General features: G+C 69.5%; 13 protein-coding genes. 7 read left to right on the forward strand and 6 right to left on the reverse strand.

Annotated features, from left to right (window positions below; genetic code table 11):
* Positions 1-124 precede the first annotated feature (124 nt).
* Positions 125-1,228, reverse strand: a complete 1,104-nt coding sequence (locus OG430_RS38760; RefSeq protein ID WP_327357334.1) for an LLM class flavin-dependent oxidoreductase — start codon at positions 1,226-1,228, stop codon at positions 125-127.
* Positions 1,229-1,485: 257 nt separating this feature from the next.
* Here OG430_RS38760 and OG430_RS38765 point away from each other — a divergent pair, with 257 nt between their 5' ends.
* Complete coding sequence (locus tag OG430_RS38765) at positions 1,486-2,199, forward strand: TetR/AcrR family transcriptional regulator (RefSeq protein WP_327357335.1); 714 nt, start codon at positions 1,486-1,488, stop codon at positions 2,197-2,199.
* Positions 2,200-2,243: 44 nt separating this feature from the next.
* On the opposite strand, the gene OG430_RS38770 is transcribed toward OG430_RS38765, so the two are convergent.
* The 3 genes from OG430_RS38770 to OG430_RS38780 form a co-directional block, all read right to left on the reverse strand.
* Entirely contained in the window at positions 2,244-3,197 is a 954-nt protein-coding gene (locus OG430_RS38770) for an RluA family pseudouridine synthase (protein ID WP_327357336.1), read from the reverse strand.
* Between the two features lie 83 nt (positions 3,198-3,280).
* Positions 3,281-3,793 (reverse strand): ADP-ribosylglycohydrolase family protein, encoded by a 513-nt coding sequence (locus tag OG430_RS38775; RefSeq protein WP_442816639.1) that lies wholly within the window; start codon positions 3,791-3,793, stop codon positions 3,281-3,283.
* A gap of 205 nt (positions 3,794-3,998) precedes the next feature.
* Positions 3,999-4,136 (reverse strand): hypothetical protein, encoded by a 138-nt coding sequence (locus OG430_RS38780; RefSeq protein WP_442816640.1) that lies wholly within the window; start codon positions 4,134-4,136, stop codon positions 3,999-4,001.
* A 159-nt stretch (positions 4,137-4,295) separates the two neighbouring features.
* Between OG430_RS38780 and OG430_RS38785 the strand changes: the two genes are divergently transcribed.
* From OG430_RS38785 to OG430_RS38800, 4 genes are all read left to right on the forward strand, one after another.
* On the forward strand, positions 4,296-4,823 hold the full coding sequence (locus OG430_RS38785; protein WP_327357337.1) for a GNAT family N-acetyltransferase: 528 nt from the start codon (positions 4,296-4,298) through the stop codon (positions 4,821-4,823).
* A 177-nt stretch (positions 4,824-5,000) separates the two neighbouring features.
* On the forward strand, positions 5,001-5,672 hold the full coding sequence (locus OG430_RS38790; RefSeq protein ID WP_327357338.1) for a PadR family transcriptional regulator: 672 nt from the start codon (positions 5,001-5,003) through the stop codon (positions 5,670-5,672).
* 195 nt (positions 5,673-5,867) lie between these two features.
* Entirely contained in the window at positions 5,868-6,926 is a 1,059-nt protein-coding gene (locus OG430_RS38795; RefSeq protein ID WP_327357339.1) for an ATP-binding cassette domain-containing protein, read from the forward strand.
* A complete protein-coding gene (locus OG430_RS38800) occupies positions 6,923-7,753 on the forward strand; it encodes an ABC transporter permease (protein WP_327357340.1) in 831 nt (276 codons plus the stop codon). The genes OG430_RS38795 and OG430_RS38800 overlap by 4 nt, the downstream gene beginning before the upstream one ends.
* A gap of 68 nt (positions 7,754-7,821) precedes the next feature.
* Here OG430_RS38800 and OG430_RS38805 read toward each other — a convergent pair whose 3' ends face one another.
* Both OG430_RS38805 and OG430_RS38810 read right to left on the reverse strand, forming a co-directional pair.
* Positions 7,822-8,670 (reverse strand): siderophore-interacting protein, encoded by an 849-nt coding sequence (locus tag OG430_RS38805; protein WP_327357341.1) that lies wholly within the window; start codon positions 8,668-8,670, stop codon positions 7,822-7,824.
* A gap of 184 nt (positions 8,671-8,854) precedes the next feature.
* Entirely contained in the window at positions 8,855-9,760 is a 906-nt protein-coding gene (locus OG430_RS38810; protein WP_327357342.1) for a 5'-3' exonuclease, read from the reverse strand.
* A 268-nt stretch (positions 9,761-10,028) separates the two neighbouring features.
* On the opposite strand from OG430_RS38810, the gene OG430_RS38815 reads away from it, so the two are divergent.
* The gene (locus tag OG430_RS38815; protein ID WP_327357343.1) at positions 10,029-11,165 is read left to right on the forward strand and encodes a quaternary amine ABC transporter ATP-binding protein; all 1,137 of its coding nucleotides are present in this window, start codon (positions 10,029-10,031) and stop codon (positions 11,163-11,165) included.
* The gene (locus OG430_RS38820) at positions 11,158-13,776 is read left to right on the forward strand and encodes an ABC transporter permease/substrate binding protein (RefSeq protein ID WP_327357344.1); all 2,619 of its coding nucleotides are present in this window, start codon (positions 11,158-11,160) and stop codon (positions 13,774-13,776) included. The genes OG430_RS38815 and OG430_RS38820 overlap by 8 nt, the downstream gene beginning before the upstream one ends.
* Positions 13,777-13,833 lie beyond the last annotated feature (57 nt).

A 13,833-nucleotide genomic window follows, 5' to 3' on the forward strand; every position in this document is an offset into this window, starting at 1 on the left:
CATGCCAACTCCGAAGGCCGGCAACCTCGTTGCGGGGCTACCGGAACGGTAATGGGGAGGGCCCCCGGCCGGCAGGTTTCGTGGCAGGGGCGCCGCGGGCCCCCCGGTCCGCGGCGCTCGCGCCCTACGCTGCGGCCGGCTTCGCCGCGTCCCTCTTGGCGACCTCTTCCCGCACGATCGGGATCACGTACCGGCCGAAGTCGATCGCATCGTCGAGGAGGTCGTAGCCGCGTGCCGAGAGGATCTCGACGCCAAGGTCGTAGTAGTCGAGCAGGGCCTGCGCGACCGTCTCCGGAGTGCCCACCAGGGCCGTGGAGTTGCCGGCCCCGCCGGTCTCCGCCGCGGTCGGCGTCCACAGGGCGCGGTCGTGCCGGTCGCCGCGTGCGGCGACCGAGAGGAGGCGCTGCGAGCCGGAGTTCTCGGGGTTCGTGAGCGGGTGGCGGCGGCTGAGCGGGGTGCCGGCCTTGCGGGCCCGGATCCGTTCCAGGGTGCGGTAGGCCTTCTCCCAGGCCAGGTCCTCGGTGGGCGCGATGATCGGGCGGAACGCGACCTGGATCTTCGGCACGTCGGTGCGGCCCGCCGCCCGTGCCGCGGCCTTGACCGACTCGATCTGCTGGGCCGTTTCCGCCAGCGGCTCGCCCCACAGGCAGTAGATGTCGGCCTCCGCGCCGCCGGCGGCGTACGCGGCGGGCGATGAACCGCCGAACGAGACGCGCGGGTGCGGCTGTTGGACGGGGAAGGTGTCGCTCACGAAGTCGTGGAAGCGGTAGTGGGTGCCCTCGTGGTCGAAGGGGTCGTGGCTCGTCCAGGCCTTCTTGATGATCTGGATGGCTTCACGGGTACGGGCGTAGCGCTCGTCCTTGGTGAGGAAGTCGCCCTCGCGCTGCTGCTCGTGGTCGTTGCCCCCGGTGATGAAGTGGACGGCGAGGCGGCCGTCGCTGATCCGGTCCAGGGTGGCGAAGGTCTTCGCGGCGAAGGTGGGGTACGAGACGTTCGGGCGGTGGGCGACCAGGATCTGCAGCTGTTCGGTGCGGGCCGCGATGTAGGCGGCGGCCGGGGACGGGTCGGGGGAGCCGGAGCCGTACGCGAACAGGACCCGGTCCCAGCCGTACTCCTCGTGGGCCCGGGCGAGCTTGAGCGTGTACTCCTTGTCGAAGGAGACACCGGAGCGGGCGGTGACTTCGGAGCCGTCGTTGGTTGCGGCGATGCCGAGGAACTCTACGGGCATGGTGCGACCTCGCTTGGTGAAGCGGTCATGAGACTGCTGCGGTGATCTGACGTAAGGGGTGGAGAGGTGAGGGTGAAGACGTCAGAGGCAACACGCCGCCGACCACACACGACCGAAGTCGATGTGGTCGCGGGTGACCAGGCGCAGCTGAGGACGCATGGGCCCAGTGGAACAGGCGCCCGCCCCATGCGTCAACAGCCGCCGGAGCGCGGCCGATTACCGACCCTCGCTCATGCACGCATGCCACCATCGGCCCCATGGGCACCACCCGAAGAAGGGTCGGCAGACCGCGCGCCGAGCAGCGGCCCGACCGTGGTCTGACACCGCGTGCCGAACTCCTCGACGCGGCAGCCGAGTTGTTCACCACCCGGGGCTATGCCGCGACCACCACGCGGGCGGTTGCCGAGCGTGCGGGCATGCGCCAGGCGACCATGTACCACTACGTGGCGGGCAAGGAGGACCTTCTCGCGGAGCTCCTGGAGTCCACGGTCACGCCCTCGCTCACGCTGGCCCGCCGGCTGCTCGAGCGGGACACGGAACCGGCCGAGCGGCGCCTTCGGGAGCTGTGCAGGTCGGACGTGGAGCTGCTGTGCGGAGGGGTGCACAACCTCGGGGCGCTGTATCTGCTGCCCGAGGTGCGGGCGGAGCGGTTTGCCGGGTACCGTCGGATCAGGGGGGAACTCAAGGGGAAGTATGGCCAGTTGATCGCCCGCACGGAGACGGGTGCCCGCCTCGATCCGGGCGGCCTGGCCCTCCGTACCGACCTGGTCTTCGGTCTGATCGAGGGCGTCATCCTCATCCACCGTTCGGACCCGGAGCGCCCCGTCGAGGCCTTTGCGCAGGCCACGGCGGAGGCGGCGCTGCGGATCGCGGGGGTGTCCGACTGCGAGTGCCGGGCCGTGGGCGGCGAGGGCGTTGCCGTGCGTGAGGGCGTTGCCGTGCGCGAGACGGAACTGCCGCCCCTCGCCTGAGCGGAGTCGGCGCCAGGAGGCCTTGGGGGCCCGCCCGGCCGGCTTCAGGCGGCCGTGGGGCCCGCCCACTGCTCGTACGACGACCAGGCCTGCAGAGTGCGCCGGCTGGCGAAACGGTGCTCGATGCCGGTGACCGGGTCCCTGAACTCCAGGGAACGGGCGAGGAGTTGGAGCGGCCGGGAGAAGTCGTCGGGTGCGGGGTCGGCGACGTCGGGGTAGACGGGGTCGCCGAGGATCGGGACGCCCAGGGCATTCATGTGCACGCGCAGCTGGTGGGTGCGGCCGGTGCGGGGGAGCAGACGGTAGCGGCCGAGCCCGGCGCGGTGCTCGACGAGCTCGACGCGGCTCTCGCTGTTCGGCTCGCCGGGGATCTCGTACGCGGCGATCACACCGCGTACCTTCTCGATGCGGCTGCATACGGTGACGGGGAGGGCGAGCGTCGGCTCGTACGCCGCCACCGCCTCGTACTCCTTGTGCACCCGCCGGTCGCTGAACAGCGACTGATACGCGCCACGATCGGTGCGTCGCACCGTGAACATCACCAGTCCGGCAGTGAGCCGGTCGAGCCGGTGTGCGGGCCCCAGTTCGGGGATGCCGAGATCCCGCCGCAGCCGGGCCAGCGCGGTCTCGGCGACGTGGCTGCCGCGGGGCATGGTGGCGAGGAAGTGCGGCTTGTCGACGACCAGCAGATGCTCGTCCCGGTACACGACGTCGATCGCGAACGGCACGGGCACCTCGGGCCGCAGTTCCCGGTGGAACCACAGGTGGGCGCCGGGCGCGTAGGGCGTGTCCGGCGCCACCGGCGACCCGTCCGCCGTGACGATCTCGCCGCCGAGCAGCATCGCCTCGAGGACCTCCGCGGGCACCGACAGCCGGTCCCGAAGATGATCACCCACGGTCGCCCAGTCGCCGTCGAGCGGGAGCTTGAGGTGTACGGGATCGATCCCCTGCCGCTGCGGCAGGGGAGAGGGCGGGATCCGGGGCTTGCGTCGGGGCATCGGGGTCAAGGGTACGAGGCTTGGGGTGGCGTGCCTGCCCAGGTCGACCTGAATGCGAGGCGCGAAGTGCCCCCGGGCGGCGATCAGGACCCGGATGCGTCCGGGTCGGCCGCTGCCAGCGCCCTGGCCAGGGCGGTCAGTTCCGCGTGTCGCAGTACCCGGTCGCCGAAGCCGGGCAGAGGCAGGTGCAAGGGCTCCGTCCAGCGAGCGGGGATCGCGCCGGCACCGTGGACCGCGCCGGCGAGGCCGCCGGTCACCGCGGCCACGGTGTCCGTGTCGCCGCCCAGGTCGATGGCGGCGGAGAGGGCTTCCTCGTACGTACGTGTCGTACGCAGCGCCCAGAGGGCGGAGCCTAGGCAGGGCCAGACCGCGCCGTTGAAGTCTGTCGCGTGGTCCAGGTGCGACGTCTCTGCGAAGGTGGCCCGGCGTGCCCGGTGAGAGGGGGCCTCGGGCAGCGCTGCCGCCGCGGTGGTCAGGGTCAGGGGATCCTGCGGTTCAGCGGGGCCCGGCCCCAGCCCATGGAGGACCGCGGTCCCGTCCGAAGCGATGTTCGGTGGCGCGGAGCTGTTCGTTTGCCCCTCGAGTGGTACGCCCATGGCGCTCCGTCTCCACCCTGCACGGACTTTCCCCACCCCGCCCCTTCCCGAAAGGCTGCTGCCGGCTTCAAAGGATTGTCCTCAAACGCCGGACGGGCTGATTTCATCAGCCCGTCCGGCGTTTGAGGACACCGCCGAAGGGCGGAAGGCTTCGCAGAATCTCGGGAAAGGGCGGGGTGGGGGACTCCCAGCCCCCAGCCGCCACTCACCCGCACATCTCGCCCGCCCCGTCCGGGAATCGCTGTGAATAGTCCCCGGCGAGGCCGAACTCGAAGGGTGCTCCCAGGGCGTCGCCGACCGCCGAACCGACGACGGTTCCGACCACTCGTTCCATGCGCTCCATCCGGCTAGCGTAGGAACATGCCCGGTTGACTCTGACAGCAGCCCACCGGTCGGCCCCGCTCCAGGGCGCCTCCCGCTCGGTGAACCGCCGCAGCGAAGGACGTACGCACTGCTGAAAAGCGCGTACGCGCCACCGGAGTCGGGACCGAGGAGACCGGAAATGACCACAACACCCGCGCGGATCAGGCGGATCGAGGAGCACGAGGGGCCCGAGGTGGCCGCGCTCTGGAACCGCATGGCGCAGGAGATGCCGGACGGCGGACCGCTGCCGCCCGGAGGCGAGGAGCGCATCGGCCGCATGCTCGCGTCCTGTGCCTGGCACCACCTGGCGTTCTGCCTCGTGGCAGTCGAGGGACGCGCCGGCGGACGCATCGAGGACGCATGCGGCGAGGCCGGACGCATCGTCGGATACACGAGCGGCACGATCGACCAGGGCGACGGGCTGCTCCCGCCGCCGGAGGGCGAGATCGAGTGCCTGTACGTGGTGCCCGAGTGGCGTGGCCGTGGCATCGGGCAGAGCCTGGCCAGGGCGGCCGTCGCCCATCTGTGGCGGTCCGGGGTGCGCTCGATAGGGGTGTACGCCTGCATCGGAGCGCCCGAAGTCCAGGACTACTGGCGGAGGTTGGGATTCGAGGCCGAGTCGGTGTTCATGGCGCTGTACGGGGCTCACGGGGCGGGGGCGGGCTGACGAGGTCACGACCTCACGACCTCACGGGCTGGCGGCTGACGGCTGACCTGAGCGCGCCACGGGTTGCCCTGCCCTCCCGCCGCCCTCGATATTCGCGATACATCGTGTATTGACGTCTCGCGCGATCTCGCGATATGTTCGTCTACGGATATTCGGATACGAAGTGAGGTGAGCTCGATGGCGGCCAAGCGGCGCAAGCTGGGCAACCCGCTGGCCCTGACCGTGCTGGTGCAGCTCACCGAGAAGCCGATGCATCCGTACGAGATCGCGCAGACCCTGCGCAGTCGCGGCAAGGACGCGAGCACGAAGATCAATTACGGCTCGCTCTACACCGTCGTGCAGAACCTCGAAAAGCATGGCTTCGTCGAGGTCACAGGCGTGCAGCGGCAGGGCAACCGGCCGGAGCGCACCCTGTACGGGATCACCGACGCCGGCCGGCAGGAGATGGTCGAGTGGCTGTCCGACCTGCTGGCCGTGCCGGCCCGCGAGTACCCGATCTTCGGGACGGCGCTCGCGGACATGGGGGTCATCCACCCCGACGAGGTGGTCCGGCTGCTCACCGAGCGGCTGTCCGCGCTGGAAGTGCAGGCGGCCCGTGGGCGCGGTGGGCTCGAGAAGCTGCTCGAGACGCTGCCACGGCTCTTCCTCGTGGAGGTCGAGCACCAGCTGCACATGCTGGACGCGGAGATCGCCTGGGTCCGCGGCTTCCTCAAGGAGGTCGAGGACGGCACGCTCGACGGCGTGCAGGGGTGGCGCACCTTCCATGAGACCGGGGAAGTCCCGCCGGAATTCAGGGACTTGGAAGGCGACTTGGAAGGACCTGAAGAAGGCGTGGATCCCGAAATGTAGCCAGAGGCACAAGAAAGACCCCGGCGGTGCTGCTGGAACAGCCCCGCCAGGGTCTTCGAACCCCGGACCGGACCCGCGGTGAAGCAGGGCCAGGCGATCGAGGTGCGGCACACCAAGGATAGCCCGGCGCTCTCGCGCGAGGACGGTTCGGCATCACCGATGACCGATCACCCCCGCTCACAGGAGAGCACCGTCATGAGCTCACGCACGAGTTCCGTCGCGCCCGCGACGCGCGCCGCACAGGCGCCCGCAGTCGAGGCACGCGACCTGATCAAGACCTATCCCGGGGATGTCACCGCGCTCAGCGGCATGTCCCTCACCGTCGAGCCCGGCACGGTCTTCGGCCTGCTCGGCCCGAACGGCGCCGGCAAGTCCACCACCGTCAAGATCCTCACCACCCTGGCCCGGCCCGACAGCGGCACCGCCACCGTCGCCGGGCACGACGCCCTGCGCCACCCCGACCGGGTGCGCCGCGCCATCGGCGTCGTGGCCCAGAAGTCCGGGGCCGACCCCGTCGCCACCGGAGCTGAGAACCTCACGCTGCAGGGCAGGCTGTACGGCCTGCGCGGCCGGGAGCTGACCCGCCGCGTCGACGAACTGCTCGACCGCTTCGACCTGGTTGATGCCGCGAAGAGGCAGGTCAAGGGCTACTCCGGCGGGATGCAGCGCCGCCTCGACGTGGCGCTCGGCCTCGTCCACCGGCCCGAGGTGCTGTTCCTCGACGAGCCGACGACCGGGCTCGACCCCGAGGCGCGTACCGCCATGTGGGACGAGATCGCCCGGCTCGCCGGGGACGAGGGGCTCACCATCCTGCTCACCACCCACTACCTCGAAGAGGCCGACCGGCTCGCCGAACGCATCGCTATCGTCGACCGCGGCCGTGTCGTCGTCGAGGGAACCCCGGATGCCCTGAAGGGTGAACTGCGGGGAGACGCCGTCCACTTGGAGCTGCGGGGGTCCGTCGGCGAGGCCGGCCGCACCCTCCTCGAGGACGCCTTGAACGAGCTGCCCGGTGTGTACGAGGTGCAGCTCGACGGGCGCCGGATCAGCGTCCGGGCGCAGGACGGCGCGGCCGCCGTGCCCGCGCTGCTCGGGGCCCTGGAGCGGGCCGGCGTCCAGGTCGCCGCGGCCACCGTGGCCCGGCCCTCGCTCGACGACGTCTATCTGCGCTATGCGGGACGCCGGTTCGCCGAGGCCGAAGCGGCCGACTCCTTCGACAGTGCCGAGCTCGCCACCGCCGGAGGTGCCCGATGAGTGGCGACGTACTCACGACGCAGCAGGAGACAGCGGGGCGCGCGCCGCACAAGGCCCATGTCCTCGCGCAGAACTGGTACTTGACGCAGCGCCAGCTGATGGCGGTCGTCCGGCAGCCCGCGTACCTCGTGATGATGCTCATCCAGCCCGCGATCTGGCTGTTCCTGTTCGGCAACCTCTTCAAGAAGGTCGTCGAGCTCGGCGGCTTCGGGACCACCACGTATCTGGACTACCTGGTGCCGGGCATCGTCGTGATGAGCGCGCTCAACTCCTCGATGTGGGCCGGGATGGGCACGCTGGAGGAGATCGAGCGCGGCACCCTCAACCGCTTCCTCACCACGCCCGTCAGCCGGGGCGCACTGATGAACGCGAACGTCGTGCAGAACGGCGTCAGCACTGCCCTGCAGTCCGTGATCATCGTGCTGCTCGGCAAGCTCGGCGGTGCCGACTACCCGGGCGGCATCGGCGGGTTGGCGATCCTGATCGTCGCCTCGGTGCTCCTCGGCGCGATCTTCGGGGCACTGTCCAACGCCATGGGCATGCTGGTGCGCCAGCGCGAGTCGATCATCGGCATCAATACGTTCCTGATGCTGCCGCTGACCTTCCTGTCGTCCGCGTTCATGGCGCCGGCGCAGATGCCCGGCTGGATGCAGGCGATAGCCGACTGGAACCCGGTCAACTGGGCGATGGTCGCGGGCCGTTCGGCCATGTCCGACAGCCCGGCCTGGGGCGATGTGCTCAGCCGGGGCGGCGGGCTGCTCGCCCTGACGGTCGCCTCGGTGTGGCTGTCGACCCGGACGTTCCGCTCGTACCAGAAGTCGGTGTAACCGCTGCGGAGTCGACCGTACGCAGCCGTAGGAGGCGGCCGCCCGGAAAGGGTGGCCGCCTCCTCGCGCTATGCGGCGGGGGACGCCTCCTGCTCCGCCTCCACCTGGGCGTTCCACTCACGCTTGGACGACTGCCAGCCGTCCTCGTTGTGGCCGAGCCGCCAGTAGCCGGAGATCGACAGGCGCTCGCGCGGGATCTCGCGCTCGATCCGCAGGTGGTGGCGCAGCTGTTTCACGAAGCCCGCCTCGCCGTGCACGAAGGCCTGCACGTCGCCCGCCGGGAAGTCCAGGCCGCGCACGGCCTCCAACAGGGCCTCGCCCACCGGGCGGTCGCCGCGGTGCAGATAGACGATGCCCACGCCGTCCGGCGAGGTGACCTTCTGCTCCTCCTCAAGGCCCTCGACCTCCACGAAGGCGTGTGCCTTCGCGCCGGCCGGGAGCCGCTCCAGCGAGGCCGCGATCGCGGGCAGGGCGCTCTCGTCGCCGGCCAGGAGATGCCAGTCGGCGTCGGCCTCGGGGGCGTAACCGCCGCCCGGGCCGAGGAAGCGGACCGTCTCGCCCGGCTGCACCGCGGCGGCCCACGGACCGGCCAGGCCCGCGTCGCCGTGCACCACGAAGTCGACGGCCAGTTCGCGCAGTTCGGGGTCCCAGCCGCGCACCGTGTACGTACGCGTCACGGGCCACTGGTCGCGCGGGAAGTCGGCACGGATCTGCTGGATGTCGAACGGCTCCGGGTAGGTCACGCCCTCGGCCGGGAACAGCAGCTTGATGTAGTGGTCCGTGCAGCTGCCCGCGCTGAACTCGGCAAGGCCCTCGCCGCCGAGCACCACGCGCTGCATGTGCGGGGTGAGCCGTTCGGTGCGGATCACCTGGGCGACATACATCTGCGGTGCCTTGCGAGCCGGACGTTCTGCCACTGGGGCCTCCCCTGACCACGGCGTACTTAGGTATACCTAAGCTAACACTTCGTAGGTGAAGTATGGAGGCCGGAGGCCCGGTCCGGCAGGAAGCTGACAGAGAATTGACAGAGACCTTGAGCGGATCTGGAGCGGATCTCGAGTTGGCCGCGAGCCTGCGCGGATCCGACGGGGAGTCGCTGCCTCAGCCCTGCAGGGTGGTCAGCAGCCGCTTCAGCGATCCGCCAAGACCCCACCGCGCCGCCAGCTCCTCGACTGCCGCCGGGTCCAACGGCTCGTGGGGGAGGGCGAAGTCGACGTCCGGCACCGGTACATCGGTGGCGACCCGGACGACCTTCGGTGCCACGGCGACGTACGCCCGTGACTCGTCGAGCCGTCGGCGCTGCGACGGCGTCAGCTTCGACCCGGGGTCGTCGACCGCCGCCATGATCCCGGCCAGATCGCCGTACTGGTCCAGCAGCTTGGCCGCCGTCTTCTCGCCGATGCCCGGCACGCCCGGCAGCCCGTCGCTCGGGTCGCCGCGCAGCAGGGCCAGGTCCACATAGCCGGGCCCGTCCACCGCGTACTTCTCCCGCAGCCACGCCTCGTCCGTGAGCTGCAGGGAGGCCACGCCCTTGAGGGGGTAGAGGATGCGGATGCCGCGCTTGTCGTCGACCAGCTGGTAGAGGTCCCGGTCGCCGGTGACGATGTCGACCGGGCCGCGGGCCTGGTGCGTGAGCGTGCCGATGACGTCGTCCGCCTCGTAGCCGTCCGCCCCGATGCGGGCGATGCCGAGCGCGTCCAGGACGTCCTCGATGATCGGCACCTGAGGCGAGAGCGTGTCCGGCGTCTCCTCCGCGTCCGGTCCGTCCTCGACCTCCTCGGCGACCCGGTGCGCCTTGTACGAGGGGATCAGGTCCACCCGCCACTGGGGGCGCCAGTCGTTGTCCCAGCAGGCCACCAGTTCGTCCGGCCGGTGGTCCTTCACCAGGCGGTCGATGAAGTCGAGCAGACCGCGCACCGCGTTGATCGGTGTGCCGTCCGGTCCCTTGATCGAGTCCGGGACCCCGAAATAGGCCCGGTAGTAGAGGGAGGCGGTGTCCAGAAGCATGAGCCGTCGAGTTTGCTGCGTCACACCCGGCATCATGCCGCACCGCACTGACAGAGCTCGACAGCGGTGTAAACGCCGCGTATTGGGAAGATGTGCGGCCCATTGTGAACTAGAACACTTTTTCGCTTGTTCCGGGTAAATCTGGAAAGGTGGCGGACTGGAGTGAGCCCGAAGCAGTACGAACGCGGGCAAACGGGCCGAACCCGTGTCACTCCACGGCCCGCCGGCGGGGGAGGCGGGCCGTTGCACGTCCAACCCGAGAGGTTCTATGTCCAGGCTCCAGGCGGAGCACCTGTACAAGGTGTTCGGCAGACGACCCGATGACGCGGTACGCAAGCTCGAAGGCGGCGCCGACCGCGACGAGCTGCGCGCCGAAGGCACCACGGCCGCGGTGATCGACGCCTCGTTCACCGTGGAGCCAGGTGAGATCTTCGTCGTCATGGGTCTGTCCGGCTCCGGAAAGTCGACGCTCCTGCGCATGCTCAACGGGCTCCTCGAGCCGACCGCGGGCCGCGTTCTGTTCGACGGTGAGGACATCACCCACCTCAGCGCCCGTGACCTGCGCGAGGTCCGCTCCAAGAAGATCAGCATGGTCTTCCAGCACTTCGCGCTCTTCCCGCACCGCAGCGTCCTCGAGAACGCCGCCTACGGCCTCGAGGTCCAGGGCGTGCCCAAGGCCGAGCGCCTGAAGCGGGCCACCGAGGCCCTGGAGCTGTGCGGCCTCAAGGGCTGGGAGAAGTCCTGGCCCGACGAGCTGTCCGGCGGCATGCAGCAGCGCGTGGGCCTGGCCCGCGCGCTCGCCACCGACGCCGACCTGCTCCTCATGGACGAGTCCTTCAGCGCGCTCGACCCGCTGATCCGCCGCGACATGCAGGACCAGCTCCTCGAACTGCAGAAGACCCTGAAGAAGACCATCGTCTTCATCACCCACGACCTCAACGAGGCCATGCGCCTGGGCGACCAGATCGCCGTCATGCGCGACGGCCGCATCGTCCAGACCGGCACCGGCGAGGACATCCTCGTCCGCCCGGCCAATGACTACGTGCGCCGCTTCGTCGAGGACGTCGACCGCGCCCGGGTGCTCACCGCCGGCTCGATCATGGAGAAGGCGGCCGGCGACGAGCTGGACACCACCAAGGACGGCGAGGAACCCGCCTCCGTCACCGCCGAGACCCCGGTGGTCGACCTGTTCGCGTCGTTCGCCGAGGACGGCGTCGCCGAGATCGCCGTCACCGACGAGGGCGGCGACCTGATCGGCGTCGTCCAGCGCGACAGCATGCTCGCGGCCCTCTCCGACGAGGCGCAGCTCGACGACAGCGACGTACAGGCAGAGACCGACGCCTCCCCGGAGGACGCCGTCCCGGCCCAGCGCAGCGACGCCGAGGCGGTGAAGACCGATGCCTAGGATCGAATTCGGCTCCTGGGTGGAGACCGGGGTCAAGTGGCTCCAGAACCACCTCAACTGGCTGTTCGACGTCATCAACTCGGTGCTCAGCGGCATGTACGACGCCGTCGACGCCGTGCTCAGCAGCGGTCACCCGCTCCTGATCGCGGGCATCTTCGCGGTCGTCGCCGTCTGGCTGCGCGGATTGCTCCCCGGCGTGCTGGCCTTCGTGGGCTTCGCCCTGATCGACTCGCTCGAGCTGTGGGACCAGGCGATGGCCACGCTGTCGCTGGTCACGGTCGCCGCGGTGATCACGCTGGTGATCGCGGTGCCGCTCGGCATCTGGGCCGCGCGGAGCAAGCGCGTCTCCTCCGTCGTACGTCCCGTCCTGGACGTCATGCAGACCATGCCGGCGTTCGTGTACCTGATCCCCGGCGTCATGTTCTTCGGCGTCGGCGTCACGCCCGGCATCATCGCCACCATCGTCTTCGCGATGCCGCCCGGCGTGCGCATGACCGAGCTCGGCATCCGTCAGGTCGACGGTGAACTGGTCGAGGCCGCCGAGGCGTTCGGCACCACCCCGCGGCACACCCTGATGAAGCTGCAGCTGCCGCTCGCGCTGCCCACCATCATGGCGGGCGTCAACCAGGTCATCATGCTCGCGCTCTCCATGGTCGTCATCGGCGGCATGGCCGGCGCCGGCGGCCTCGGTGAGCAGGTCTACTCCGCGATCACCCAGCTCAAGGTCGGCCTCGCCGCCGAGAGCGGTATCGCCGTGGTCATCCTTGCCATGTACCTGGACCGCATGACCGGCGCCCTCAACCTGCGGGTCTCCCCGCTGGGCCGGCGCGCCGCCGCCAAGGCCGCGGCCGCCGCCGGGCGCCTGAAGTTCCTGCACTACAAGCCGGCCACCGCCGTCGCGGGCGTCGGCGTGGTGGTCCTCGCGCTGATCGCGGGCGGCATGAACTTCGCGCAGTCCAACGACAGCAGCGCCGCCGCCGGCACCGACGTCGGCAAGGGCAAGCAGATCAACATGGGCTACATCCCGTGGGACGAGGGCATCGCGTCCACGTACCTCTGGAAGGAGCTCCTGGAGCAGCGCGGCTACACCACCGACGTCAAGCAGCTCGACCCCGGCCCGCTCTACTCCGGCGTGGCCCGCGGCGACATCGACTTCCAGACCGACTCCTGGCTGCCCACCACGCACAAGGACTACTGGGACAAGAACGCCGCCGACCTCGAGGACCTCGGCTCCTGGTACGGGCCGACCTCCCTCGAGCTGACGGTGCCCTCGTACGTCAAGGGCATCGACTCCCTGGCCGACCTCAAGGGCAGGGGCAAGGAGTTCAACGGCAAGATCATCGGCATTGAGTCCGGCGCCGGAATGATGAAGACCCTCAACGAGAAGGTCCTCAAGGAGTACGGCCTGGAGGGCGAGTACAAGGTCGTCTCGTCCAGCACCTCCTCAATGCTCGCCGAGCTGAACAAGTCGATCGCCAAGAAGGAACCGGTCGTCGTCACGCTCTGGTCCCCGCACTGGGTCTACGGCAAGAACGACCTGAAGAAGCTCAAGGACCCGAAGGGTGCCTGGGGCAAGGGCGAGCAGATCCACACCGTCGCGCACAAGGGCTTCTCCAAGAAGGACCCGACCGTCGCGAAGTGGCTGAAGGACTTCAAGCTCGACGAGAAGCAGCTGACCAGCCTGGAGAACGAGATCAAGGCGGCCGGCGAGGGCAAGGAGCAGGACGGCGTCCGCGCCTGGCTCAAGAAGAACCCTGGCCTTGCCGACAAGCTCGCCCCGGTCCCCGGCGGCGCCAAGAAGCAGGGCAAGGACGCGGGCAAGGCCGTGAACCTCGGGTACTTCCCGTGGGACGAAGCCATCGCCACGACCTACCTCTGGGACAACATCCTGGAGGACCGCGGCTACAAGCCCAACGTCAAGCAGCTCGACCCGGGCCCGCTCTACACGGCGCTCGCCCAGGGCCAGATGGACGTCCAGTTCGACTCCTGGCTGCCGAACACGCACAAGGAGTACTGGGACCAGTACAAGGACCAGCTCACCGATGTGGGCTCCTGGTACGGGCCGACCTCGCTCGAACTCACGGTGCCCTCGTACATGAAGGACATCAACTCCCTCGCCGACCTCAAGGGCAAGGGCAAGCAGTTCAAGGGCAAGATCATCGGCATTGAGGCCAGTGCCGGAATGATGAAGACCCTGAACGAGAAGGTCCTCAAGGAGTACGGCCTGGACGGCGAGTACGAGGTCGTCTCCTCGTCCACCTCCTCGATGCTGGCCGAGCTCGACCGCTCGATCCAGAAGAAGGAGCCGGTCGTGGTGACGCTCTGGTCGCCGCACTGGGCGTACGGCAAGTACGACCTGAAGAAGCTCAAGGACGACAAGGGCGCCTGGGGCAAGGGCGACCTGATCCACACGGTGGGCAAGAAGGACTTCGCCAAGGACTTCCCGGAGTTCAACGGCTGGCTGAAGAACTTCAAGCTCACCGAGGAGCAGCTGGCCTCGCTCGAGGTGGAGGTCCAGAAGGGCGGTGCGGGCAAGGAGAAGGAGTCCGCGCGGCGTTGGATGGACGCCAACCCGGATGTGATCGACAAGATCGCGCCGGTCACCGGCTGATCCCGGTCGACACCCTTTGAGGGGTGGGCTTCACCCGCAGGTCCTTCGACCTGTGGT

Origin of the sequence: Streptomyces sp. NBC_01304 (genome assembly GCF_035975855.1) — a bacterium.
GTDB lineage: Bacteria > Actinomycetota > Actinomycetes > Streptomycetales > Streptomycetaceae > Streptomyces.

Excerpts from the sequence above, each read along its gene's own strand:
- OG430_RS38760 (WP_327357334.1), bottom strand. The coding sequence starts at position 1,228 with ATGCCCGTAGAGTTCCTCGGCATCGCCGCAACCAACGACGGCTCCGAA.
- OG430_RS38765 (WP_327357335.1), top strand. The coding sequence starts at position 1,486 with ATGGGCACCACCCGAAGAAGGGTCGGCAGACCGCGCGCCGAGCAGCGG.
- OG430_RS38770 (WP_327357336.1), bottom strand. The coding sequence starts at position 3,197 with ATGCCCCGACGCAAGCCCCGGATCCCGCCCTCTCCCCTGCCGCAGCGG.
- OG430_RS38775 (WP_442816639.1), bottom strand. The coding sequence starts at position 3,793 with ATGGGCGTACCACTCGAGGGGCAAACGAACAGCTCCGCGCCACCGAAC.
- OG430_RS38780 (WP_442816640.1), bottom strand. The coding sequence starts at position 4,136 with ATGGAGCGCATGGAACGAGTGGTCGGAACCGTCGTCGGTTCGGCGGTC.
- OG430_RS38785 (WP_327357337.1), top strand. The coding sequence starts at position 4,296 with ATGACCACAACACCCGCGCGGATCAGGCGGATCGAGGAGCACGAGGGG.
- OG430_RS38790 (WP_327357338.1), top strand. The coding sequence starts at position 5,001 with ATGGCGGCCAAGCGGCGCAAGCTGGGCAACCCGCTGGCCCTGACCGTG.
- OG430_RS38795 (WP_327357339.1), top strand. The coding sequence starts at position 5,868 with ATGAGCTCACGCACGAGTTCCGTCGCGCCCGCGACGCGCGCCGCACAG.
- OG430_RS38800 (WP_327357340.1), top strand. The coding sequence starts at position 6,923 with ATGAGTGGCGACGTACTCACGACGCAGCAGGAGACAGCGGGGCGCGCG.
- OG430_RS38810 (WP_327357342.1), bottom strand. The coding sequence starts at position 9,760 with ATGCTTCTGGACACCGCCTCCCTCTACTACCGGGCCTATTTCGGGGTC.
- OG430_RS38815 (WP_327357343.1), top strand. The coding sequence starts at position 10,029 with ATGTCCAGGCTCCAGGCGGAGCACCTGTACAAGGTGTTCGGCAGACGA.
- OG430_RS38820 (WP_327357344.1), top strand. The coding sequence starts at position 11,158 with ATGCCTAGGATCGAATTCGGCTCCTGGGTGGAGACCGGGGTCAAGTGG.